Raw genomic sequence first — 21,091 nt, forward strand, 5'->3', positions numbered from 1 at the left:
CAGCAACCTCGCTGCCGTTCGCACACCGCATCACCCCATGCGAGCGATCAATGTCCGCAATTTCTCCGCCGCGGGCCGCGCGCGCTCGCGCCAATCGCTCAGCAAGGCAAGAGCATCGGGATCCGACTTGCGCGCACCCGCCAGCCCGGTGGCAAACAGATTGAGACGGCAGGTGGCGGCCCATTCGTCGAGCCTCGGGTCCGATTTCCAACTGGCGGCATTGCCGTACGTAGCGAGTTGTATGCGCAACCAATCGTGCGGTACTTTCGGGATCGGTATCGGTTTGGCCACCGCATTGCGCGCGGCGTCGTCCGCATAGAGCGTTTCGATGCGGCCAATAACGGCCGAACTGAATGCCGGTTGGCAAAAACGCAATACGTTGAGGTGGATGCGGCCGGGCTCGAACGTAGGGCACTCGCTCGTCGAGGCGGGGTCGGCGTTGAACGCGTGCGCGGCGCAATGAACGTAGAGCGTGTCGGGGTCCGCCGGTATCGTGTCGTCGCGCAGCACGAGACGCTCGCGCTCGACGGCTTCCACTCGGCCTAGGCGAATCACGTTGCCGATGCGACGCAACTGGGTCAATTCGCGGGTCGAGACGTTCGCACAACGAAACATCGTGGGCCACACGTCGCGGTCGAGGCGATAGAGCAGTTTGCGCGCCTCGAAACGGCGCAACAGGTCGTCCGCGCTGTCGGCCGCCATGATTTCTTCCGTCATCATGATTTGGGCCGCAATGGTGTGGGTGAGGAATTGAATCCCCGGCTGCATGTTTTCTCGCGGCACGAACCAACTGTCGCGCGGCATCACCCAGCGGATACGTTCCGGTTCGACACCATGCCCAAGAAGCCAGAGGCATGCATCGATCCCGGTTTTGCCGGCACCGATCACGGTATACGTGCCGTACGGGCGCTCCAGATCGACGAGACCGTTGACGGGAATGCATCGAACGCCCTCGGCAATGTGAAACCGCGGCGGATGCGTAGCGGGAACCTCCGTCGTGAAAATCGACGTGACGAGGCGCTTGCGAATCTCTACGCGGGTGACAGCGCCCGTCGCGAGATGGCGGATCGTTGCGCTTCGCCCATCCGGCTCGGCTTGCACTTCGCTCTTTGCAAAGTAACGGACGCGCCCGGAAGGAAGAAAGCGATTGCGCAGCACACTGCCGTAGTGAGCGAGGATCTCCGATTTCGTAGCCAGATCGAAAAAGCCGCTGTTCATGCCGTCGGTTTCGACGCGATCGTGGCCGAGCGGGGACGAGGCGAGCCCGTAGGTGGCAGCGGGCTGATGCAATCGAACGAATGGGTAGGCGTCGTTCCAGTGGCCGCCGGGATGGTCGTGGCGGTCGACGACGACGATCTCGTCGTCGCTCGGATGATCGAGAAGTGAATCGACAAAGGCGAGGCCAGTGGCGCCCGCGCCCTGCACGAGATAGTCGGTAGACATGTCTGCCATGTTCATATCCTGTTGTTGGTCAGCCAATCGGCTCTGTCACGACAAGGACGATGAAGCAGTCAAGGGATATATCGCTACGATGGTTCCGGATTACTTGGATTTATCCGAGATCCTTGCATTGAAGGCCGAGAAGTCGACATTGACGAGCTGTTCGGCGTTTTGCACGTGTTGATGGGGTGTACGTGTCGCATCGGTGCCGGCCGGGCACCAATGCGACGCGGAGTGTATTCTAAGTGAGTTGCAGCGCGAATATGCACTGAATTCACATTGAGAAAGGTAATGCCGTGTCAGAACTTATTGATTTAAAATAATAAGTTTGCTGATAAATTTTTCTGATGCGCCGTCGTGATTATATTTATGCGAAGGCATCGTGTAATCTCGGCCTTCGAATTCACCCCTTGGTCGCCCCAAACGTCAGCCCGGCAACGAAATGCTTTTGCATGGCGAAGAACATCACGACCGAAGGGATGGCGGCAAGAACGGACCCTGCCGACACGAGATTCCAAGCGGTCGTCCATTGTCCTTTGAGCGCAGCCACGCCCACGGTGATCGGCGCCGCATCGTCGCCTTGCGTGAGGCACAGTGCCCAGAAGTAGTCGTTCCAGACGAACGTGAACACGAGAATCGCCAGGGCGGCGAGCGCGGGCCGTATCAGCGGCAGCACGATCTTGACGAACACGGTCCACTCGTTGGCCCCTTCGATTCGAGCGGCCTCGATCAGCTCGAACGGCAGTTGCTTGATGAAATTCCTCAGAAACAGCGCGCAAAATCCCGTCTGGAATGAGAGATGAAAGAGGATCAGGCCGCCGACGGAGTTGTACAACCCAAGCTTCAACGACAAGTCTCTGACGGGAATCATCAACACTTGAATCGGCACGAAGTTGCCGGCGACGAACGTCGCAAACAACGCCGAATTTCCCGGAAACCGATAGATCGCCAGCGCGAAGCCGGCCATCGCCGCTAGCGCAATGGCCCCAGCCACCGCCGGCAGCGTGATCTGCACGCTGTTCCAGAAGTAGTGCAGCATGGGTGACGTCGTCAGCGCGTCGCGATAGTTGTCGATGAGCGCGAAGTGCTTCGGCCAACCCCAATAATTACCTTCACTGAGTTCCTCCGTCGACCTCACGGACGTGACCAGGACAGCGATCAACGGCAGGAGCCAAACCAGAAGCGCCAAAGGCAGCGAAAGCTTATAGACGCGCCGTGCGGTAGGCGTCCATTTCTGTACCGGCATGGGAAACATAATCAGTACTCCTTAGCGTTCGTTCCTGAGCAACCGGCGCAATTGATAGACGATGTAGATCAGCATGATCGCGAACAGCACGACGGCGATGGCGGCCGAGTATCCGAGCCGGTAGTACTTGATCGCTTGGTCGTACATGTAATACGCGAGCACGGTCGAGCTATCGAACGGGCCGCCGCCCGTCATCACCGAAATCAAATCGAAGCTGCGCAGTGCGCCGATCACGGTGACGACGACCGCCATGAACGTGGTCGGCCGCAACTGCGGAAGGATCACGTGCCACAGCAAGGCCCAGCCCTTCGCGCCTTCCATCCGTGCGGCTTCGACTTGCTCGCTGCTGAGCGTCGTCAGCCCAGTCAAATAGAGAATCATGCAGTAGGCCGTTTGCGGCCATAACGCGGCGAAAATGATGCCGAACGTCGCATAGCGGGGATCGCCGAGCACGGGAACGCCATGTCCCACGATCAGCGCGAGCAGGCCGAACGTCGGGTCGTAGAACCAGGAAAAGATCAGCCCCACCACCACGCCCGACAGCACGAACGGCGCGAAGAACAGCGACTTGACGATGCGAATGCCGGCTACCGCTTGATTGAGGTACAGCGCGATCGCAAGCCCCATCGGCGGCGCGAGCAAGAACAGCACGAGCCAGATGACGTTGTTCTTCAGCGCGGTGTAGAACGTCTCTGAGTGAAAGAGTTCGACGTAGTTCGCCAGGCCGACGAACGTCGGATCGGTCATCCCGTCCCAGTGGTAAAAGCTGAGGTGAATCGTCGATAGCACCGGCCACACCACATAAAGCGCAACCATCGCGCATGCGGGGGCGAGGAATAAAAAGGCGGCGCGCCGCTGGCGACGCGCGGTCGGCGAGATGCGGCGACGCGGCGGCCCGCTCGGGCGAGTCGCGCGCGCAGCGGGCGACGTGCCGTCGCTTGCGCTTGCGGCGCCGCGGCTATCGGCGCGGTGAGTGACGAGGTGAATCACGACAATCTCCTGAACGAACCTCACAACCGCGCGCGGCGTCGATCGGTCATCGACGTCGCGCGCCGTGCTTCGCTTACTTCTTGTAGATCCGCTGCCGCGCCTCTTCGAGGTGCGCGAGGATCGCGTCGATCTTGGTCGGATCGGACACGAACTCCTGCATACCCTTCATCCCCTCGTCGGCCATTTCCTTCGTCATGTCGCGATCATAGAACTGCGCGATGCCGCCCTTCGTATTCGACAGAATCTGAAAGCCGATCTTCGAAATCGGATCGTCGGGTTCGGCCGATTGACTGTTCGCCGACAGCGAGCCGAGACCTTGTCCGAGTTGCGCGCCCACCTGCGGCGTTTCCGCGAAGGCGAGGAATGCGCGTGCGTCGGCTTTATCCTTTGCCTTCGCCGGAATATTGAGCGTTTCGACAGGACCGTCTTCGGCCGTCGGCACGTTCGGGTCGATGATCGGGAATTGGAAGTAACCCATTTCGGCCTTCACGGCCGGCGAGAATCCACCCGTGATGAACGTCCCCATCAGCATCATCGCTGCCTTGCCTTGGAACAGGAACGGCTGGGCGGCGTCGAGATCGTACGACAGCGAGTTGTCGATGAAGTAGCCTGCGTCGAGCAGTTGCTTCCAGGTCGTGTAGACCTTCTTGACGCGCGCATCGGTGTAGGGCACTTCGCCGGCCATCAGCTTTTGATGGAATGCGTTGCCGTTCAGGCGCAGGTCGAGGTAGTCGAACCAGCCGGCCAGCGTCCATGCATCGCGTCCGCCCACGGCGATCGGCGTGATGCCCGCGGCTTTCAGTTTCTTGCAATCGTCGAGGAAGTCGTTCCACGTTTTCGGCTCGCTCGCAATGCCGACCTTTTGGAAGATGTCTTTGCGATAGAACATCCCCCACGAGTAGTAGACGGTCGGCGCGGCGTATTGCTTGCCGTCATACGACGAGGCTTCCTTCGTCGACGCATACGTTTTGTCCCAGCCGTTCTTCGCCCAATCGCCGGACAAGTCTTCGAACAAACCGCGCTTGGCGTAATAGGCCATGCGTTCGCCGTCGTGCCAGTTCACGATGTCGGGCGGTGCCGTCGTGAGCCACGCGGGCAATTGCACCTTGTACGCTTCTTCATCGACGAACGCGACCTTGACGTCGGTGCCGGGGTGCGCCTTTTTGAATTCGTCGATCACTTGCGTCCATACTGCGCGCTGGCTTGCGCCTTTGAATGCAATGTTGATTTCGAGCGTGCCGGCCTGAGCGGTCGTGGCGAAGGCGCCTGTCGCGAGGGCCGAGGCGAGTGCGACGGCGGCGAGCATGGTGCGGGGTTTGTAGGTCATACCTGTCTCCTATGTATTACGTCGTTGTCGGTGCTGCATCGGATTCGATCTGTCGCATTCAACGTGCGGTCGTATGCGGCGTGCTCGTCGTGCCTGTCGCTCCTGTCGTGCGATAGGCGGCGACGCCCTGAGGCTCGATGTCGCGCGAGCCGACGACGAACGCGTCGTTCGGTATGTCGGCCGATAGCTGGTGCGTTTGCGGGCCGTAGTTGAAGACCCAGGTCAAGGCGCCGCGCCGGCTCACGCGAATGGAGTCGTCGAGGTACGCCGGCGCGAGGCCCGCCTCGTGCGCGATTCGCGCGAACAAGGCCTGCGTCGACGCATCGTCGAATAAGCTCGCGAGGTAATGCATCGCGCCGTGCTTTACATAGGCAGGATGCCCGTCGCTGAAGACCGCGCGGATCTGCATCGATTCACGGCTTTCGCTGCTCGAGTCGACGTCGAGCAGGTCGCGCCAGTGTCGTGCTTGGCCTTGAGGCGCGCTGCCGCTGAACGTAACGCGCGAGTTCACGTTGGGCCGCATCGATTCGACGCGCCACACGCGCACGGGTATGAGCGAAGCGAGTGCGCCGGGCGGTAGATTGCCGGGGATTTGCAAGTCGGCTGTCTTCGATCCCGTGCGCGGCCCGATGACGACATGCGCGCGCGTGTTCTCGAGCTGCCGCACGAGCGCGTCGGGGACGACGGGCAGCGGCGGCACCACGATGAGCTTGTAGCGATCGAGAGGGGCGTGCGCCGGCACGATGTCGACGTCGAATCCCAGTGCGCGCAGCGCCGAGTAGTACTCGACGGCAAAACGCGGGTAATGGAAGTCGGCGCCTTGCGGCTGCACTTCGAACAGCCATTTGGCTTCATAGTCGAACACGAGCGCGACGGGCGTATCGATGTTCCCGTCGGCGTCTACACCGGCATCCGCGATGGCGCGGATTTCTTGCGCCACGCGTTCGGCCTCGCTGCCGCCGACGTCGAGTTGGTTGTCGGGCGTATTCAAGCCCGCATGCATTTGCTCCTGCGCGAACGGCGCCTGACGCCAACGGAAATACGACACGCAGCCGGCGCCGTGCGCGAATGCTTCCCAGCTCCAGAGCCGTACCATGCCGGGCAGCGGTGCGGGATTCCATTTCGCCCAATTGACGGGGCCCGGCTGCTGCTCCATGACCCAGAACGGCAGCTTCGACATGCCGCGATAAAGATCGTGATTGAACGAGGCAAAATCCGGGTGGCCGGTGCGCAGGTATTTCGCTTTGACCTCCGGGTCGTACCACTGCTCTTCGAGCGCGCCGAGCGGATAGCTGTCCCAAGCGGCCACGTCGAGATCGTCGGCCACCTTGTAGTGATCGAACTCGGTGAAGAGCTGCATGAAGTTGTGCGCGATCGGGCGGCCCGGCGAATGCTGGCGGATGACGTCGACTTGCATGCGGTTGTAGCGCTTGACCTCGCTTGATGCAAAGCGCCGGTAATCGAGCCGATGCGAAGGATGCGCTTCGGTCACGGTGCCCACCGGTGCATCGATCTCATCGAAGCAGCGATATTCCATGCTCCAAAACACCGTGCCCCAGGCGCGATTGAGCGCGTCGATGCTGCCGTAGCGTGCCGCGAGCCATTCGCGGAATCGCGCGAGCGCCGCCGGCGAATAGCTGACGACGGTCTGATGGCAGCCGTACTCGTTATCGGTTTGCCAATAGGCGACGGCAGGGTGCCGGCCATAGCGCGACGCGATGGCCTCGCAAATCGCCTTCGATGCTTCGAAATAAGCGGGCGACGAAAAGTCGTAGTGCCGACGCGAGCCGAATGCGCGCGTTCTGCCATCGGCGCCGACGGGCAGGATGTCGGGGTGACGATCGATGAGCCATTTCGGCGGCGTGGCCGTCGGTGTGCACATGACGACCTCGAGCCCTGCGGCTCCGAGCGTATCGATCGCGCGATCGAGCCAACCCCAGTCGAATTCGCCGGGCGACGGTTCGATGCGGCTCCATGCAAATTCGGCGATACGCACCTGGCCGATGCCGAGCGCCTTCATGCGGGCAGCGTCCTCTTTCCACAGAGGCTCGGGCCAGTGCTCGGGGTAGTAGCAGACTCCTAGACGCATTCCTTGATCCTCTTGTCGTTGTCGTTGTCGTTCACGCGGGTTGTTCGACGGTATCGAGCGGTGCGACGACGAAGCCGTCTTCGGCGAACAGATGGCAGGCGCTGACGGATGCGCGAAAGCGCGCCGTGTCGCCTTGCTCGATGCGCGCATCGCCGGGCGCTTTAGCGATGAGCACGGTGCCGCCCGGTTGATCGAGATGCACATAGCTGTGCTCGCCGAGCGCTTCGACGAGCGTGATCGTGCGAGTGAGCGCGATGGCGTTGCGCTCGCTCGTCGCCGATGCCGCTTCGCCTTGCATCGGTTCGAGATGTTCCGGGCGCACGCCGAACGTCACGGGCGCGCCGACGCTCAGGTGTTTGCCTTGCAAGGGCAGTTGCACGGATTCGCCGCTGCCCTCGAGCGTGACGGTGACGCCGGTCGATTCGATCGAAGCGACTTTTGCCGGAAGGAAATTCATGCGCGGCGAGCCGATGAACCCCGCCACGAACTTGCTTTGGGGCCGGTGATAGAGATCGAGCGGGGCGCCCACTTGCGCAATGCTGCCGAATCGTTCGGTGTCCTTACCCGCGTGCAGCAGCACGATCTTGTCGGCGAGCGTCATCGCTTCGATCTGATCGTGCGTCACGTAGACGACGCTGGCATTGGCGAACTGTCGATGCAGTCGCGCGATTTCGACGCGCGTTTGTCCGCGCAGCGTCGCATCGAGATTCGAAAGCGGTTCGTCGAATAGAAAGACGCCGGGCTCGCGCACGATCGCGCGGCCGATCGCCACACGCTGCCGTTGGCCGCCCGAGAGCGCCTTCGGATGTCGTTCGAGCAGCGTATCGAGTTGAAGGATGCGCGCCGCGTCGCGCACTTTGCGATCGATCTCGGCTTTGGGTGTCTTGGCGAGTTTGAGGCCGAAGGCCATGTTCTCGTAGACAGTCATGTGCGGAAACAGCGCGTAACTCTGGAACACCATCGCGACGCCGCGCTGCGCAGCGGGCACGTCGTTGACGAGCTTGCCGCCGATCGACACGTCGCCGTCGGTCACGTCTTCGAGGCCGGCGATCATCCGCAGCAGCGTCGATTTTCCGCAGCCCGATGGGCCGAGGAACACGCAAAACTCGTTCTTGCCGATCTCGAGATCGACGTCGCGGATCACCGGCGCACCTTCGCCGTAAGCCTTCTGCACACCGCGTAACGAAATGCTCGCCATCGTGGCCGTCTCCATGTTCTAATCAGCGCCAAGTGAAGATTAAGCGCTTAATCAAGTCGTCGTAAGAAATCGATCGTGATGCGATCTGAGCTGCGTTTCGAGCGATCGTTCTGACTGTACGGCCAATGTTGCCAGTGCTCGACGCGACTACGCAAATGTTGAATAACCATCCCATTTATTGAGAAGCCATGCCGACGCTGAACGAAGTTGCGCTCCGAGCAGGAGTGACGCCCGCCACCGTCTCGAACGTGCTGCGCAACAAAGGGCGCGTGGGCGACGCGACGCGGCAGCGCGTGCTCGATGCGATCGCCGAACTCGGCTATCGGCCGCATCTGCCGGCGCGCGCGCTGGCCGAGGGGCGTGCGCCGACGATCGCGCTGATGGTGTCGAGTATCGCGAACCCGTTCTATCCCGAGTTCGCGCTTGCCGTGGAAAATGCGCTGCGACGCAAAGGGCGATTCCTCATCATCTGCAATACGGATGGCGATCCGCGTACCGGGCGCGCCTACCTCGATCAAATCGCGGGGACGCTGTCCGAAGGCGTATTGGTGATGAATGCGAACCTCGATTTCGAGGATTTGCGGATGACGCAATTACGTGGCGCACCGGTTGTGCTGTGTATGTGGGAGCGCCCGGCCGATCCGCCTGGGCTGCCGTGCGTCGCGGTGGATTTTCGGTTGGCGGGGAAGTTGGCGGCGCAACATGTGTTGTCGCTCGGGCATCGGCGAATTGGAGCGATCGTCGGCAGCAAGGTGTATGGCATCCATGCGGCGCGTTACGACGGGTTCGTCGATGCGATGCGGGCGGCGGGGCTCGACGGCGCGGCGGCGCCCGTGCGATATGCACCGGATACGACACAGGGCGGGTATGCCGCGGCGCTCGAGTTGCTGAAGGCGCATCCGGATCTCACGGCGCTGTTCGCGACGAACGATTTGCCGGCGCTCGGGGCGATGCAGGCGGCCGCCGATCTTGGCCTCGACGTGCCGCATCGCTTATCGGTGATAGGGATTACGGACATCCAGCTTGCACGCGAGTCGCGGCCCGCGTTGACGACGGTTGCCGTCCCGACGGTCGAGGCGGCTGAACTCGCGGTCGAGCTACTACTCGAGTTGATCGAAGCGCCTGGCGAGCAGGCGATAGGCACGATTGCACATGAAGCGCGCGAGGCGCGTCTGTGCGTAACGTCGCCGCCGCATCTCATCGTGCGAGCGTCGACCGGGCCGGCTTGCGATGGATAGGGTAATGCTTAGGTGTCCTAAAGGATTCGGCGCGCACGCCCAAGCCGGGCGGGCGCGCTCGTTCGCTCAAAGATAGAACATCCGATCCTCGTCCGATTTGGCGGCGTGCGGCTCGGCTTCCCCGCGGTCCTCATAGAACGCGAGCACCGCTTCCAGCACTTGGTCGGGATCGTCGATCACCTGCATGAGGTTCATGTCTTCGGGATTGATGAGCTTCATCGGCAACAAGGCCGTCTCGAACCAATGCAGCAATCCCTTCCAGAACTCGGCGCCGACGAGGATGATCGGTACGTGCCGCGACTTCTTGGTTTGGATCAGCGTCAGCACTTCGGCCAATTCGTCGAGCGTGCCGAAGCCGCCCGGCATGACGATCACGGCATCGGAGTTCTTGACGAACGTGACTTTGCGCGTGAAGAAGTGGCGAAAACGCAGTGAAATGTCTTGCCACTGGTTGCCCGATTGCTCGTGCGGCAATTCGATGTTCAGCCCGACCGACGGCGCTTTGCCGGCATGGGCGCCTTTGTTCGCGGCTTCCATGATGCCGGGGCCGCCGCCCGATATGACGGCGAAGCCGGCGTCCGACAATTTGCGTGCGATTTGCGTCGCGAGCTTGTAGTAAGGCGAGCTCGGTTTGAGGCGTGCCGAACCGTAAATGCTCACGGCCGGGCGAATCTCCGAGAGGTACTCGGTCGCCTCGATGAACTCTGCCATAATCGTGAACATCTGCCACGACGCGCGGGCCTTTTTGGCCGTTGCGCGTTCTTGATCTGCGAGCGATCGCAGACTCGGAATCACTTTTCTTTTGTTCATAATGCCTGCAGAACGGAACCTGGAAGGTAAGACCCTCGTTTTGGTCGACGGATCAAGCTATCTGTATCGGGCCTACCATGCGATGCCTGACTTGCGCGGCCCGGACGGTCAGCCGACGGGTGCGCTTTACGGCCTAATCAACATGTTGCGGCGCATGCGCAAGGACGTCACCGCAGAGTATAGCGCGTGCGTCTTCGACGCAAAGGGCAAGACGTTCCGTGACGATTGGTACCCCGAGTACAAGGCCCATCGTCCGTCGATGCCGGAGGACCTCTCCAAGCAGATCGAACCGATCCATGTGGCCGTGCGCGCGCTCGGATGGCCGTTGTTGATGGTCGAGGGTGTCGAGGCCGACGACGTGATCGGCACGCTTGCCGCCGTGGCCGAACGCGAGGGCATGAACGTCGTCGTTTCCACCGGCGACAAAGACTTGGCCCAGCTCGTCAGCGATCGCGTCAAGCTCGTCAATACGATGACGAACGAAACGCTCGACCGCGAGGGTGTCATCGCCAAGTTCGGCGTGCCGCCCGAGCGCATCGTCGATTACCTTTCGTTGATCGGCGATACGGTCGATAACGTGCCCGGCGTCGAAAAATGCGGGCCGAAGACGGCGGTCAAGTGGCTCGCGCAATACGAAACGCTCGATGGTGTCGTCGCGCATGCGAGCGAGATCAAGGGCGTCGTCGGCGACAACCTGCGCCGCGCGCTCGATTTTCTGCCGCTCGCCAAGAAACTCGTGACGGTCGAGCGCGCATGCGATCTCGCCGAGCACGTCGCTTCGATCGAAGAAACCTTGCCGGCACGGCCCGAATCGCCGCTCGAATTGCGCGACGTGTTCATGCGGCACGGCTTCAAGACCTGGCTGCGCGAAGTGGAAACGCTGATCGAAGGTGCCGAGGATACGCAGGTCGATGCAAGCGAAGGTGAGCGGCCGGACGTGCTCGCCGCCGAGCCCGCGCCGACGATCGCCCCCGAGCGCCGCTACGAGACCGTGCAGACGTGGGCGCATTTCGACACTTGGCTCGCGAAGATCGATGCAGCGCCATTGACGTCGTTCGATACGGAAACGACTTCGCTCGATCCGATGGTGGCCGAGCTCGTCGGCATTTCGCTGTCGGTGAACGCCGGCTGTGCGGCCTATATTCCGCTCGCGCATCGCGGGCCGGACGCGCCTGTGCAATTGCCGCGCGACGAGGTGTTGGGCAAGCTCAAGCCGTGGCTCGAAAGCGGCGAGAAGAAAAAGCTGGGCCAACATTTGAAGTACGACGAGCAGGTGCTTGCCAATTACGGCATCGAGCTGAACGGCGTCGAGCACGATACGCTGCTCGAATCGTACGTGCTCGAGTCGCATCGCCCGCACGACATGGACAGCCTCGCGTCGCGCCATTTGGGCATCAAGACGATCAAGTACGAAGACGTGGCGGGCAAGGGTGCGCAGCAAATCGGCTTCGACGAAGTGGCGCTCGCGCAAGCGGCCGAGTATGCGGCCGAGGATGCCGACATCACGTTCCAGTTGCACGAGGCGTTGTTTCCGCAGGTCGAACGCGAGGCGGGCTTGTTGCATGTCTATCGCGACATCGAATTGCCGACGGCGCGCGTGCTGCGAAAGATGGAGCGCAACGGCGTGCTGATCGACAGCGAGCGGTTGCGCCGGCAAAGCAACGAGATCGCGGCGCGGCTCATCGAACTGGAAGCCGAAGCCTATGCGCTTGCGGGTGGCCCGTTCAATCTCGGTTCGCCCAAGCAGATCGGGCAGATCTTCTTCGAGCAGTTGCAACTGCCCGTCGTCAAGAAAACGCCGAGCGGCGCGCCTTCGACGGACGAAGAGGTACTGCAAAAACTCGCCGAGGACTATCCGTTGCCGAAGCTGCTGCTCGAGCATCGCGGCTTGTCGAAACTGAAATCGACCTACACCGATAAGCTGCCGCGCATGGTCAATCCGAAGACCGGCCGGGTGCATACGAACTATGCGCAGGCCGTCGCGGTAACGGGGCGGCTCGCGTCGAACGATCCGAATCTTCAGAACATTCCTGTGCGCACGGCCGAAGGCCGTCGTATCCGCGAGGCGTTCATCGCGCCCGAGGGCAGCAAGATCGTCTCGGCCGACTACTCGCAGATCGAGCTGCGCATCATGGCGCATATCTCGGGTGACGAATCGCTCTTGCGCGCGTTTGCGCACGGCGAAGACATCCACCGCGCGACCGCGGCCGAAGTATTCGGCGTCACGCCGCTCGAAGTCACGAGCGATCAGCGACGCATCGCGAAGGTCATCAACTTCGGTTTGATCTACGGCATGAGCTCGTTCGGGCTGGCCTCCAATCTCGGCATCACGCGCGACGCGGCCAAGCTCTACATCGACCGCTACTTCGCGCGCTATCCCGGCGTCGCCCGCTACATGGACGACACGCGCTCGAACGCGAAGATCAAAGGCTGCGTCGAAACGGTGTTCGGGCGCCAGCTTTGGCTGCCCGAGATCAACGGCGGCAACGGCCCGCGCCGGCAAGCGGCCGAACGCGCGGCGATCAACGCGCCGATGCAGGGCACGGCGGCCGATCTCATCAAGATGTCCATGATCGCCGTTCAGGCATGGCTCGAACAAGTGCATGCGAAGAGCCGCATGATCATGCAGGTCCATGACGAACTCGTGCTCGAAGTCCCCGACGACGAACTCGCAGTCGTGCGCGAAAAGCTGCCGCAATTGATGTGCGGCGTCGCGGCGCTGAAGGTGCCGCTCGTGGCGGAAGTCGGCGTCGGTGCGAATTGGGAAGAAGCGCATTGATGCGCTGATCCCGCGCTCATGCTCGCGGCCGTATGGCTTCAATAAGCCGTGGCGGCCTCGCGCGCGCATGCTCCTTCGCGGACAATGATCGAGTGCAATGTGCGGCACTAGCTTGCGCTCGCGCCGCCCTCACGAGCGCGCGACCGAACCGAATTATCAACGGCATAGGGAGTATCGGCATGCATCGTTTTATCGTCGTGGGAGGAGGGGCAGGCGGGCTCGAGTTGGCAACCCGCCTCGGCGATCGTTACGGCGCGCGCAAGAACAGCGAAGGGCCGCGCGCGCTCGTCACGCTCGTCGATCGTTATCCGACGCACATCTGGAAGCCTTTGCTGCACGAGGTGGCGGCCGGCAGTCTCGATCCGTTCACGCAGGAACTCGAATATGCGGCGCAGGCGCGCTGGCATGGCTTCGAATTTCAGCAGGGCGAGCTCGCGGGCCTCGATCGCGCGGCCAAGCGCATCACGATCGCTCCGGTCATCGATGCCGATGGCGCTGAGTTGCTGCCGCGGCGCGAGCTCGAATACGACACGCTCGTCGTCGCCATCGGCAGCACGACGCACTTCTTCGGGGTGAACGGTGCGGCCGAGCATTCGATCGCGCTCGATACCGTCGCGGAGGCGGAGCGGTTTCGCAAGCGGCTCATCGCTGCTTGCATGCGGTCCGAGCATCAGCCGCATGCGGCGGTCGAATCGGGCCTGGGCGCTTCGGCGGAGGCCGAGCCGCGCATCCAGGTGGCGATCGTCGGCGGCGGCGCGACGGGCGTCGAACTCTCGGCCGAACTACGCAATACGGCGCAGGTGCTGTCCGCTTACGGGCTGCATAAGCTCGACCCGCGTCACGACATCGGTATCGTTTTGATCGAAGCCGGGCCGCGCATTTTGCCGGCGCTGAAAGAGCGCGTCTCGAGCGCGACGGCCGAGCTGCTGCGCAAGCTCGGCGTGAAGCTGATGATCGGCGAGACGGTGGCCGAGGTCGCACCGGGTATCGTGCGGACGGCGAGCGGCAAGATCGTTCGCGCCGATCTGACCGTGTGGGCGGCCGGCATCAAGGCGCCGCCCGTGCTGGGGCAGCTCGATGGGCTCACCGTCAATCGTCTGGGGCAGCTATGCGTGCGCCGAACGCTGCAAACGGAGGTCGACGACAATATCTTCGCGCTTGGCGATTGCGCGGGTTGTCCCTGGCCCGGCGAGGAGCGCAACGTCCCGCCGCGCGCCCAAGCCGCGCACCAGCAAGCGAGCTTTCTGCTGAAGGCGATGTCGAATCGGCTCGCGGGCAAGCCGTTGCCGGAGTTCACTTATCGCGATTTCGGTTCGCTGGTATCGCTTGGCCACTTCAGCGCGGTGGGCAATCTGATGGGCGGCCTCATCGGCGGAAGCATGTTGGTCGAGGGCTTGTTCGCTCGGTTCATGTACATGTCGCTCTATCGGTTACACGTCGCCGCATTGCATGGCTATCCGCGGATGATGCTCGACACCGTCGCGCATTGGCTGCGGCGGACGACGCTGCCGCGCGTGAAGCTGCATTAGTCGTGCGGGATACGGCTCGCGCGGGGCGGGCCGTCGGGTGTCGTCTTCCTTTGGTCTGAATTCGAGCGCTGTCGCTTATTCGTCCAGTCTGGACCGAATAGGCTTCACGTTTTCAGTCAAGCATCAGGCGCTTGCCGCGCGACGGCGGCCGCCTGATTCATCGATACCATGAGCCATCCTCCCCTCGCGACCCATATGGTCTCGCTCCCCGACGGCAAATTAGGCAATAACGCACTCGGCTATTGCTCGAGCATCTCTCTCACGCCCGATCGCTCCACCACGCTAAGCCCGATCGGTCCGGCTTGGTCGAGATGGGTGCTGAAGGGAACGAAGGTCGTCGTCAAGTGGTTGAAGCTTCCCGGCGCACCGGAATTTCTGCATGTTCTCGACGGCGAAACCTCGACCACGAGTAAGTTGCCGCGGCGTTTGCTTCAGCGGTCAACGCCGGATCTCGTCACGGTCCGGACATTGCGCGTGCTGTATTACCCAGCGGATGCGGCGCTTTACTACGGTACCGCGTCGCCGTTCATCGGCAATATGATCACCGTCACGCCGCTAGGCCGATGGCGATGCGATCTGGCGGCGGGCAGCGGGGTCGAGGTTCTCAATCTGAGCGCCCCAGGCAATCCGGTAAAAAACGGGGAGTTTGGGGCGCAGTCGTCAATTGCCAGAAACTCCCTCGCCAGCGTGAGGTTTCTGAAAGATTCGCCGGGCGGATAGGGCGTTGCGCAAAGGATTGCCCAAAAGGGTGCGCAGGCAGCCGAGCGGCGCCCGCGTTCCGATAGCGTAAAGGCAGGCGTGAGGTTGGTCGAACGTCAGGCCGTCACGGATTCGGCCCTGTGGCCACCGGCCTCGAAGGGTCGGCGCACCACTCGCTCCAGGAACCGGCATATAGCGCGGCGCCGTGCAGTCCAGCCACTTCCATCGCGAGCGCATTGTGGCAGGCGGTAACGCCGGAGCCGCATTGCAGGACGACGTGCTCGGGCTGCTTTTGTCCGATGACCGCGCTGAACTCTTCGCGCAGCGTATGGGCCGACTTGAAGCGCCCGTCGGCTGTCAGGTTGTTCTTGAAGAAGCGGTTCAGTGCACCGGGGATGTGGCCGGCCACGGGGTCGATCGTTTCGTTTTCGCCGCGATAGCGATCGGGCGCGCGCGCATCGACCACAACCTGCTCGCCGGTCTTCATATTGGCGAGCAAATGTTGGGCGTCGACGGTCACGGCCAGCGGGGCGGCTGCTTTGAAATCGCCGCGCGATGCAACGGGCGGCGCAGCGGTATCTAGCTTCTGCCCAGCCGCCTGCCAAGCTTGTACTCCTCCGTCGAGCACGGCCACCGAATCGTGCCCGAGCCAACGCAATAGCCACCAAAGCCGTGCGGCATAACAACCGCCTTGCGCGTCGTAGGCGACGACCTGCTGATGCTGCTTCAGGCCATGCTTGACGAGTGTTTCGACGAGCGCGTCGCGCGCGGGCAGCGGGTGACGTCCGTTTTTGCCTGTCTTCGGACCCGACAGATCGCGGTCGAGGTGCAGGTAATGAGCACCGGGAATATGGCTTGCCGCGAAGGCCTGTTCTCCCGCATCGGGATTGGCGAGGTCGAAGCTGCAGTCGAAGACGAGCACGCTGCCCGGTGCGCTGGACAAACGCTCCGCGAGATTGTCGGGCGAGATCAGCGTGGTGTAATGCGTGTGCGGCATGATGGACTCCTCGTTGGCGAGCGAACTCGTGCGTGGACGGCGGATGATTGATTCCAGTCTAAACAAAAAGACGGGCAAGAGGCACGTTTGCCGTCTTGCCCGTCTTTCGATCGGTGGCGTCAAGGCCGATCGTCAGATTTCGCCGAGTTCGCGTCGCAGAAATTCGTGGAAATGTTGCATCCCGTCTTCCATTGGACTTTGATACGGGCCGACCTGCGATTCACCGCGTTCGAGCAGGGCAAGGCGGCCTGCGTCCATGCGTTCGGCGATTTCGTCGTCCTCACGCGCGGTTTCCATATACGCGGCGCGCTCGGCCTCGACGAATTCGCGTTCGAACAGCGCAATTTCCTCAGGATAATAGAACTCGACGATGTTCGTCGTTTTCCGTGGGCCGCGCGGAATCAGCCATGAGACGACGAGCACGTGCGGATACCACTCGATCATGAGCCCCGGGTAGTAGACCATCCAGATGGCGCCGTATTCGGGCGGCTTGCCGCCGCGCATGCGTAGCACCTCGTCGTGCCATTTGCGGTAAATCGGGCTGCCTGCCTTGGCAAGGCCGTTGTGCACACCGACAGTCTGTACGCTGTACCAATCGCCGAATTCCCAGGTTAGATCGTCGCAATTGACGAAACTGCCGAGGCCCGGATGGAACGGCACGACGTGATAGTCCTCGAGGTAGACCTCGATGAACGTTTTCCAGTTGTAATTGCACTCGTGCACCTCGACGTGATCGAACATGTAGTTCGAGAAATCGAAGTGGTGCTGCGTGCCGAGCTTCGCGAGATCTTGCGCGACGTCGCGACCTTGCGCCTCGAACAGCAGGCCGTGCCAGTTCCGCAGTGGCGTGGTGCCGAGATTTAGGCACGGGTTATCGGCGAAGTGCGGCGCGCCTAGCAACTCGCCGTCGAGATTGTAGGTCCAACGATGCAGCGGGCAAACGATGTTTTCAGCCTGGCCGCGCCCATTGAGCATGATTGCCTGGCGATGGCGGCAGACGTTCGACAGCAACTCCACCTGCGAACGGGGGGTGCGTACGAGTACGCGCCCTTCTTGCTCGCTTGGCAGTGCGAAATAATTTCCCGCCTCGGGCACCATCAATTCATGCCCGACGTAGCGAGGACCCTTCTTGAAAAGTGTTTCGACTTCTCGCGCGAGGAGCGCTTCGTCGAAGTAAGCCGTGACCGGCAGCTGGCTCGAAATGGCCTTGAGCTGCAAAGCAGTGCTCAGATTGGACATTCCCACTCCCGATGAAAACGTGAAAGCAGCGAACAACCCAACCATCGAAGATTCGATTTAGGGAACCGGCGATTATACCCTTTCCCCTTCGCTTGGGGCGCTTAAGTACATGATTTGGGTCAAAAAAACCGAGCAAGAAGCCATCGTTTGCTCCGGGGCCGCTGTACGAGTGTTGTTTTTTTGTCCTCGGTGCGACAGTCCAGGAAGGGGGGCGGATGGGTCGGGTAGTGCGCTTTTGCCGTAGAATGTCCGACTTGTTTTTAAATTCACCCCGATCCAATGGCGAAGACAGCACCCGAAGGCGCGGCCGCGCCCTTGTCCGGCGGCGAACCAGGGGACGCGGCGCTGCCCCAGAACTATGAAGCAGCGGTGGCCGAGTTGGAAGAGCTGGTTTCCCGAATGGAGAGCGGCGCCCTGAGCCTCGAGGAATCGCTGGCTGCGTACCGACGCGGCGCGGCCCTCGTGACGTATTGTCAGCAGCAGCTGGAGAAGGTGGAGCAGCAGGTGCGTGTGCTCGACGGCGAGACGCTCAAGCCGCTGCCGCCTGGTACGGCCCCCGCGGACAGCGGAGACGATCTATGACTTTTGAAGAATGGATGCGCGCGGTGCTCGCGCGCGTCGAAGCGGCACTCGAACGTTATTTGCCTGCAACGGCTACGGAGCCGGCGCGCTTGCACGATGCGATGCGCTACGCGGTGCTCGGTGGCGGCAAGCGCGTTCGCCCATTGCTCGTGCACGCGGCGGGCGAATTGACGGGGGCCCGGGCCGAGGCGCTCGAGGCGGCATCGGCCGCGCTCGAAATGATCCACGTATACTCGCTCGTGCACGACGACATGCCGTGCATGGACGACGACGCCCTGCGCCGCGGCAAGCCGACGGTGCACGTTCAGTATGACGAAGCAACGGCGCTGCTCGTCGGCGACGCTTTGCAGTCGCAGGCATTCGTCGTACTGACCGACGGGGCGGCCCTCGATGCGCGCGTGCAAGCGTCGCTCGTGTGCGAGCTGGCTGTCGCCAGCGGTTCGCTCGGCATGGCCGGCGGGCAGGCGATCGATTTGGCGAGCGTCGGATTGACGTTGACGCGGCCGCAACTCGAAACGATGCACCGGATGAAGACGGGTGCGCTGCTGCGAGCGTCGGTCCGGATGGGTGCGCTGGCGGGCACGGTGCCCGATGCCGACGCCCTGGCCGCATTGGACGCCTATGCGGCGGCCGTGGGGCTGGCGTTCCAGGTCGTCGACGACATCCTCGACGTCACGACCGATTCGGCTACGCTCGGCAAGACCGCCGGGAAAGACGCGAAAGACGGCAAACCGACCTACGTCTCGATTATCGGGCTCGATGCCTCGCGTGCTTTGGCGGTGCAATTGCGCCGTGACGCGCACGATGCAATCGCGCCCTTCGGTGAGCGCGCACGGCGTTTGGCCGAGCTTGCCGACCTGGTGGTGAACCGGGTGAGTTGAACGCGAAGCCCGCTAGCGCGCACCATTGGCCTCGAGACGCGCGAGAAAAAAGCGGGCGCGTAACTTTTCCTACAATGGAACGACGATGTACGACTTGTTGAAAACCATCGACGACCCGGCGGATTTGCGTCGCCTCGACCGCCGTCAACTGAAGCCGCTTGCCGACGAGCTGCGCGCGTTCGTGCTCGACAGCGTGTCGCAAACGGGCGGGCACTTGTCGTCGAATCTCGGTACTGTCGAGCTGACGATCGCTTTGCACTACGTATTCGACACGCCGCACGATCGTATCGTGTGGGACGTCGGCCACCAAACCTATCCTCATAAGATTCTGACGGGTCGTCGCGACCGGATGCCGACGCTGCGCCAACAAGGCGGCATCTCGGGCTTTCCGCGCCGCTCCGAATCGCAGTACGACACGTTCGGCACGGCGCACTCGAGCACGTCGATCTCGGCCGCGCTCGGCATGGCGATCGCGAGCAAGCTGGAAGGCATCGACCGCTTCTCTATTGCCGTCATCGGCGACGGCGCCATGACGGCGGGCATGGCGTTCGAGGCGATGAACAATGCGGGCGTGTGCGACGATGTGCCGCTGCTCGTGATCCTCAACGACAACGACATGTCGATCTCGCCGCCCGTCGGCGCGCTCAATCGGCATCTGGCGCGGTTGATGTCCGGGCGGTTCTATGCGGCGGCGCGCGCGGGTGTCGAACGCGTGCTGCGCGTTGCGCCGCCGATGCTCGAGCTTGCCCGCAAGCTCGAAGAGCATGCCAAGGGCATGGTCGTGCCGGCTACGCTGTTCGAGGAGTTCGGCTTCAATTACATCGGCCCCATCGACGGGCACGATCTCGATTCGCTGATCCCGACGCTGCAGAACATCCGCGAGTTGCGCGGCCCGCAGTTCTTGCACGTCGTCACGAAAAAGGGGCAAGGCTACAAGCTCGCCGAAGCCGATCCAGTGCTCTATCACGGCCCGGGCAAGTTCAATCCGGCGGAGGGGATCAAGCCGAGCGCATCGCCTTCGAAGAAGACGTACACGCAGGTGTTCGGCGAATGGCTGTGCGACGCGGCGGAACTCGATTCGCGCGTCGTCGGCATCACGCCGGCCATGCGCGAGGGCTCGGGCATGGTCGAGTTCGAGAAGCGTTTTCCCGATCGCTACTTCGATGTCGGCATCGCCGAGCAGCACGCGGTGACGTTCGCAGGTGGGGTGGCGGCAGAGGGGCTGAAGCCCGTCGTCGCGATCTATTCGACGTTTCTGCAGCGCGCGTACGATCAGTTGATTCACGACGTCGCGTTGCAGAATTTGCCCGTGGTGTTCGCGATCGACCGCGCGGGTCTCGTGGGCGCGGACGGCGCGACGCACGCGGGTGCGTACGACCTCGCGTTCCTGCGCTGCATTCCGAACATGACGGTGATGGCGCCCGCGGACGAAAACGAGTGCCGACAAATGTTGTACACGGCGCTGCAGCAGCCGAACCCGACGGCCGTGCGATATCCGCGCGGTGCGGGTGCGGGTGTGGCGACGGTCAAGCAGATGGCGGCACTTCCGGTCGGCCGAGGCGAGATCCGTCGTCAATCGACGGCCCCCAAGGGCAGCCGCATTGCGATCCTGGCGTTCGGCACGATGGTCGCGCCGGCGTTGGCTGCCGGCGAAGCGCTCGATGCAACGGTGGCCAATATGCGATTCGTGAAGCCGATCGATGCCGATCTCGTGCGCGAACTCGCGCAAACGCACGACGCCATCGTCACGGTTGAAGAAGGTTGCATCATGGGCGGCGCGGGCTCGGCTTGCGTCGAATCCCTGCTTGCCAATGGGGTTGTTCGTCCCGTACTACAATTGGGCCTCCCCGACAGCTTCATCGATCACGGCGATCCGGCCAAGCTGTTGGCGCAATGCGGCCTCGACGGCGCGGGCATCGAAAAATCGATTCGCGCGCGCTTTCTCGAGCCGACGGCCAAGCTGGCGGCGCAGCGCGTCGCTTGATCCCGAGCCGGTCGCATAGGCGGCCGGCGCCTTTTCAGGATGCATGCATGGGCCTTCGGGCCC

16 protein-coding genes are annotated in these 21,091 nt (G+C 62.4%); 7 read left to right on the forward strand and 9 right to left on the reverse strand.

The genetic code is table 11. The features are described 5' to 3' along the window. Positions 1 to 30 precede the first annotated feature (30 nt). From J3485_RS21115 to J3485_RS21140, 6 genes are all read right to left on the reverse strand, one after another. Positions 31 to 1,452: a hypothetical protein gene (locus tag J3485_RS21115; RefSeq protein WP_206956275.1), complete on the reverse strand. Its 1,422-nt coding sequence runs from the start codon at positions 1,450 to 1,452 to the stop codon at positions 31 to 33. Positions 1,453 to 1,843: 391 nt separating this feature from the next. Continuing rightward, positions 1,844 to 2,695: a carbohydrate ABC transporter permease gene (locus J3485_RS21120; RefSeq protein WP_206956276.1), complete on the reverse strand. Its 852-nt coding sequence runs from the start codon at positions 2,693 to 2,695 to the stop codon at positions 1,844 to 1,846. Between the two features lie 12 nt (positions 2,696 to 2,707). Beyond that, entirely contained in the window at positions 2,708 to 3,676 is a 969-nt protein-coding gene (locus J3485_RS21125; RefSeq protein WP_206956277.1) for a carbohydrate ABC transporter permease, read from the reverse strand. A 73-nt stretch (positions 3,677 to 3,749) separates the two neighbouring features. Beyond that, positions 3,750 to 5,003 carry an ABC transporter substrate-binding protein gene (locus tag J3485_RS21130; RefSeq protein ID WP_206956278.1) on the reverse strand — a complete coding sequence of 418 codons (1,254 nt, stop codon included), beginning with the start codon at positions 5,001 to 5,003 and terminating at the stop codon, positions 3,750 to 3,752. Between the two features lie 58 nt (positions 5,004 to 5,061). After that, positions 5,062 to 7,092, reverse strand: a complete 2,031-nt coding sequence (locus tag J3485_RS21135; RefSeq protein WP_206956279.1) for a beta-galactosidase — start codon at positions 7,090 to 7,092, stop codon at positions 5,062 to 5,064. Positions 7,093 to 7,123: 31 nt separating this feature from the next. Beyond that, positions 7,124 to 8,290, reverse strand: a complete 1,167-nt coding sequence (locus tag J3485_RS21140; RefSeq protein ID WP_206956280.1) for an ABC transporter ATP-binding protein — start codon at positions 8,288 to 8,290, stop codon at positions 7,124 to 7,126. 188 nt (positions 8,291 to 8,478) lie between these two features. On the opposite strand from J3485_RS21140, the gene J3485_RS21145 reads away from it, so the two are divergent. Further along, the gene (locus J3485_RS21145; RefSeq protein ID WP_206956281.1) at positions 8,479 to 9,528 is read left to right on the forward strand and encodes a LacI family DNA-binding transcriptional regulator; all 1,050 of its coding nucleotides are present in this window, start codon (positions 8,479 to 8,481) and stop codon (positions 9,526 to 9,528) included. A gap of 66 nt (positions 9,529 to 9,594) precedes the next feature. On the opposite strand, the gene J3485_RS21150 is transcribed toward J3485_RS21145, so the two are convergent. Then, positions 9,595 to 10,338, reverse strand: coding sequence for an LOG family protein (locus tag J3485_RS21150; protein WP_206956282.1), 744 nt, complete (start codon positions 10,336 to 10,338; stop codon positions 9,595 to 9,597). Between the two features lies 1 nt (position 10,339). Between J3485_RS21150 and polA the strand changes: the two genes are divergently transcribed. The 3 genes from polA (at position 10,340) to J3485_RS21165 (ending at position 15,366) form a co-directional block, all read left to right on the forward strand. Next, positions 10,340 to 13,117, forward strand: a complete 2,778-nt coding sequence (gene polA / locus J3485_RS21155; protein WP_206956283.1) for a DNA polymerase I — start codon at positions 10,340 to 10,342, stop codon at positions 13,115 to 13,117. 179 nt (positions 13,118 to 13,296) lie between these two features. Further along, entirely contained in the window at positions 13,297 to 14,646 is a 1,350-nt protein-coding gene (locus J3485_RS21160) for an NAD(P)/FAD-dependent oxidoreductase (RefSeq protein WP_206956284.1), read from the forward strand. Positions 14,647 to 14,841: 195 nt separating this feature from the next. After that, positions 14,842 to 15,366, forward strand: coding sequence for a hypothetical protein (locus J3485_RS21165; RefSeq protein ID WP_206956285.1), 525 nt, complete (start codon positions 14,842 to 14,844; stop codon positions 15,364 to 15,366). 103 nt (positions 15,367 to 15,469) lie between these two features. Here the strand turns inward: J3485_RS21165 and J3485_RS21170 are convergent, their stop codons facing one another. Then, on the reverse strand, positions 15,470 to 16,342 hold the full coding sequence (locus tag J3485_RS21170) for a sulfurtransferase (RefSeq protein ID WP_206956286.1): 873 nt from the start codon (positions 16,340 to 16,342) through the stop codon (positions 15,470 to 15,472). A gap of 132 nt (positions 16,343 to 16,474) precedes the next feature. Beyond that, a complete protein-coding gene (locus J3485_RS21175) occupies positions 16,475 to 17,581 on the reverse strand; it encodes an aromatic ring-hydroxylating oxygenase subunit alpha (protein ID WP_206956287.1) in 1,107 nt (368 codons plus the stop codon). A 279-nt stretch (positions 17,582 to 17,860) separates the two neighbouring features. On the opposite strand from J3485_RS21175, the gene J3485_RS21180 reads away from it, so the two are divergent. From J3485_RS21180 to dxs, 3 genes are all read left to right on the forward strand, one after another. Next, positions 17,861 to 18,163: an exodeoxyribonuclease VII small subunit gene (locus tag J3485_RS21180; RefSeq protein WP_206956288.1), complete on the forward strand. Its 303-nt coding sequence runs from the start codon at positions 17,861 to 17,863 to the stop codon at positions 18,161 to 18,163. Next, the gene (locus tag J3485_RS21185) at positions 18,160 to 19,044 is read left to right on the forward strand and encodes a polyprenyl synthetase family protein (protein ID WP_206956289.1); all 885 of its coding nucleotides are present in this window, start codon (positions 18,160 to 18,162) and stop codon (positions 19,042 to 19,044) included. Before J3485_RS21180 ends, J3485_RS21185 begins: the two co-directional genes overlap by 4 nt. 85 nt (positions 19,045 to 19,129) lie before the next feature. Further along, entirely contained in the window at positions 19,130 to 21,028 is a 1,899-nt protein-coding gene (gene dxs / locus J3485_RS21190) for a 1-deoxy-D-xylulose-5-phosphate synthase (RefSeq protein WP_206956290.1), read from the forward strand. Positions 21,029 to 21,091: the final 63 nt, after the last annotated feature.

This window comes from Trinickia acidisoli (assembly GCF_017315725.1).
Classification (GTDB): Bacteria; Pseudomonadota; Gammaproteobacteria; order Burkholderiales; family Burkholderiaceae; genus Trinickia; species Trinickia acidisoli.

Coding starts and splice junctions, on each gene's coding strand:
- J3485_RS21120 (WP_206956276.1), bottom strand. CDS start 2,695: ATGTTTCCCATGCCGGTACAGAAATGGACGCCTACCGCACGGCGCGTC.
- J3485_RS21140 (WP_206956280.1), bottom strand. CDS start 8,290: ATGGCGAGCATTTCGTTACGCGGTGTGCAGAAGGCTTACGGCGAAGGT.
- dxs (WP_206956290.1), top strand. CDS start 19,130: ATGTACGACTTGTTGAAAACCATCGACGACCCGGCGGATTTGCGTCGC.
- J3485_RS21165 (WP_206956285.1), top strand. CDS start 14,842: ATGGTCTCGCTCCCCGACGGCAAATTAGGCAATAACGCACTCGGCTAT.
- J3485_RS21185 (WP_206956289.1), top strand. CDS start 18,160: ATGACTTTTGAAGAATGGATGCGCGCGGTGCTCGCGCGCGTCGAAGCG.
- J3485_RS21135 (WP_206956279.1), bottom strand. CDS start 7,092: ATGCGTCTAGGAGTCTGCTACTACCCCGAGCACTGGCCCGAGCCTCTG.
- J3485_RS21160 (WP_206956284.1), top strand. CDS start 13,297: ATGCATCGTTTTATCGTCGTGGGAGGAGGGGCAGGCGGGCTCGAGTTG.
- J3485_RS21170 (WP_206956286.1), bottom strand. CDS start 16,342: ATGCCGCACACGCATTACACCACGCTGATCTCGCCCGACAATCTCGCG.
- J3485_RS21175 (WP_206956287.1), bottom strand. CDS start 17,581: ATGTCCAATCTGAGCACTGCTTTGCAGCTCAAGGCCATTTCGAGCCAG.
- J3485_RS21145 (WP_206956281.1), top strand. CDS start 8,479: ATGCCGACGCTGAACGAAGTTGCGCTCCGAGCAGGAGTGACGCCCGCC.
- J3485_RS21180 (WP_206956288.1), top strand. CDS start 17,861: ATGGCGAAGACAGCACCCGAAGGCGCGGCCGCGCCCTTGTCCGGCGGC.
- J3485_RS21130 (WP_206956278.1), bottom strand. CDS start 5,003: ATGACCTACAAACCCCGCACCATGCTCGCCGCCGTCGCACTCGCCTCG.
- J3485_RS21115 (WP_206956275.1), bottom strand. CDS start 1,452: ATGGCAGACATGTCTACCGACTATCTCGTGCAGGGCGCGGGCGCCACT.
- J3485_RS21150 (WP_206956282.1), bottom strand. CDS start 10,338: ATGAACAAAAGAAAAGTGATTCCGAGTCTGCGATCGCTCGCAGATCAA.
- polA (WP_206956283.1), top strand. CDS start 10,340: ATGCCTGCAGAACGGAACCTGGAAGGTAAGACCCTCGTTTTGGTCGAC.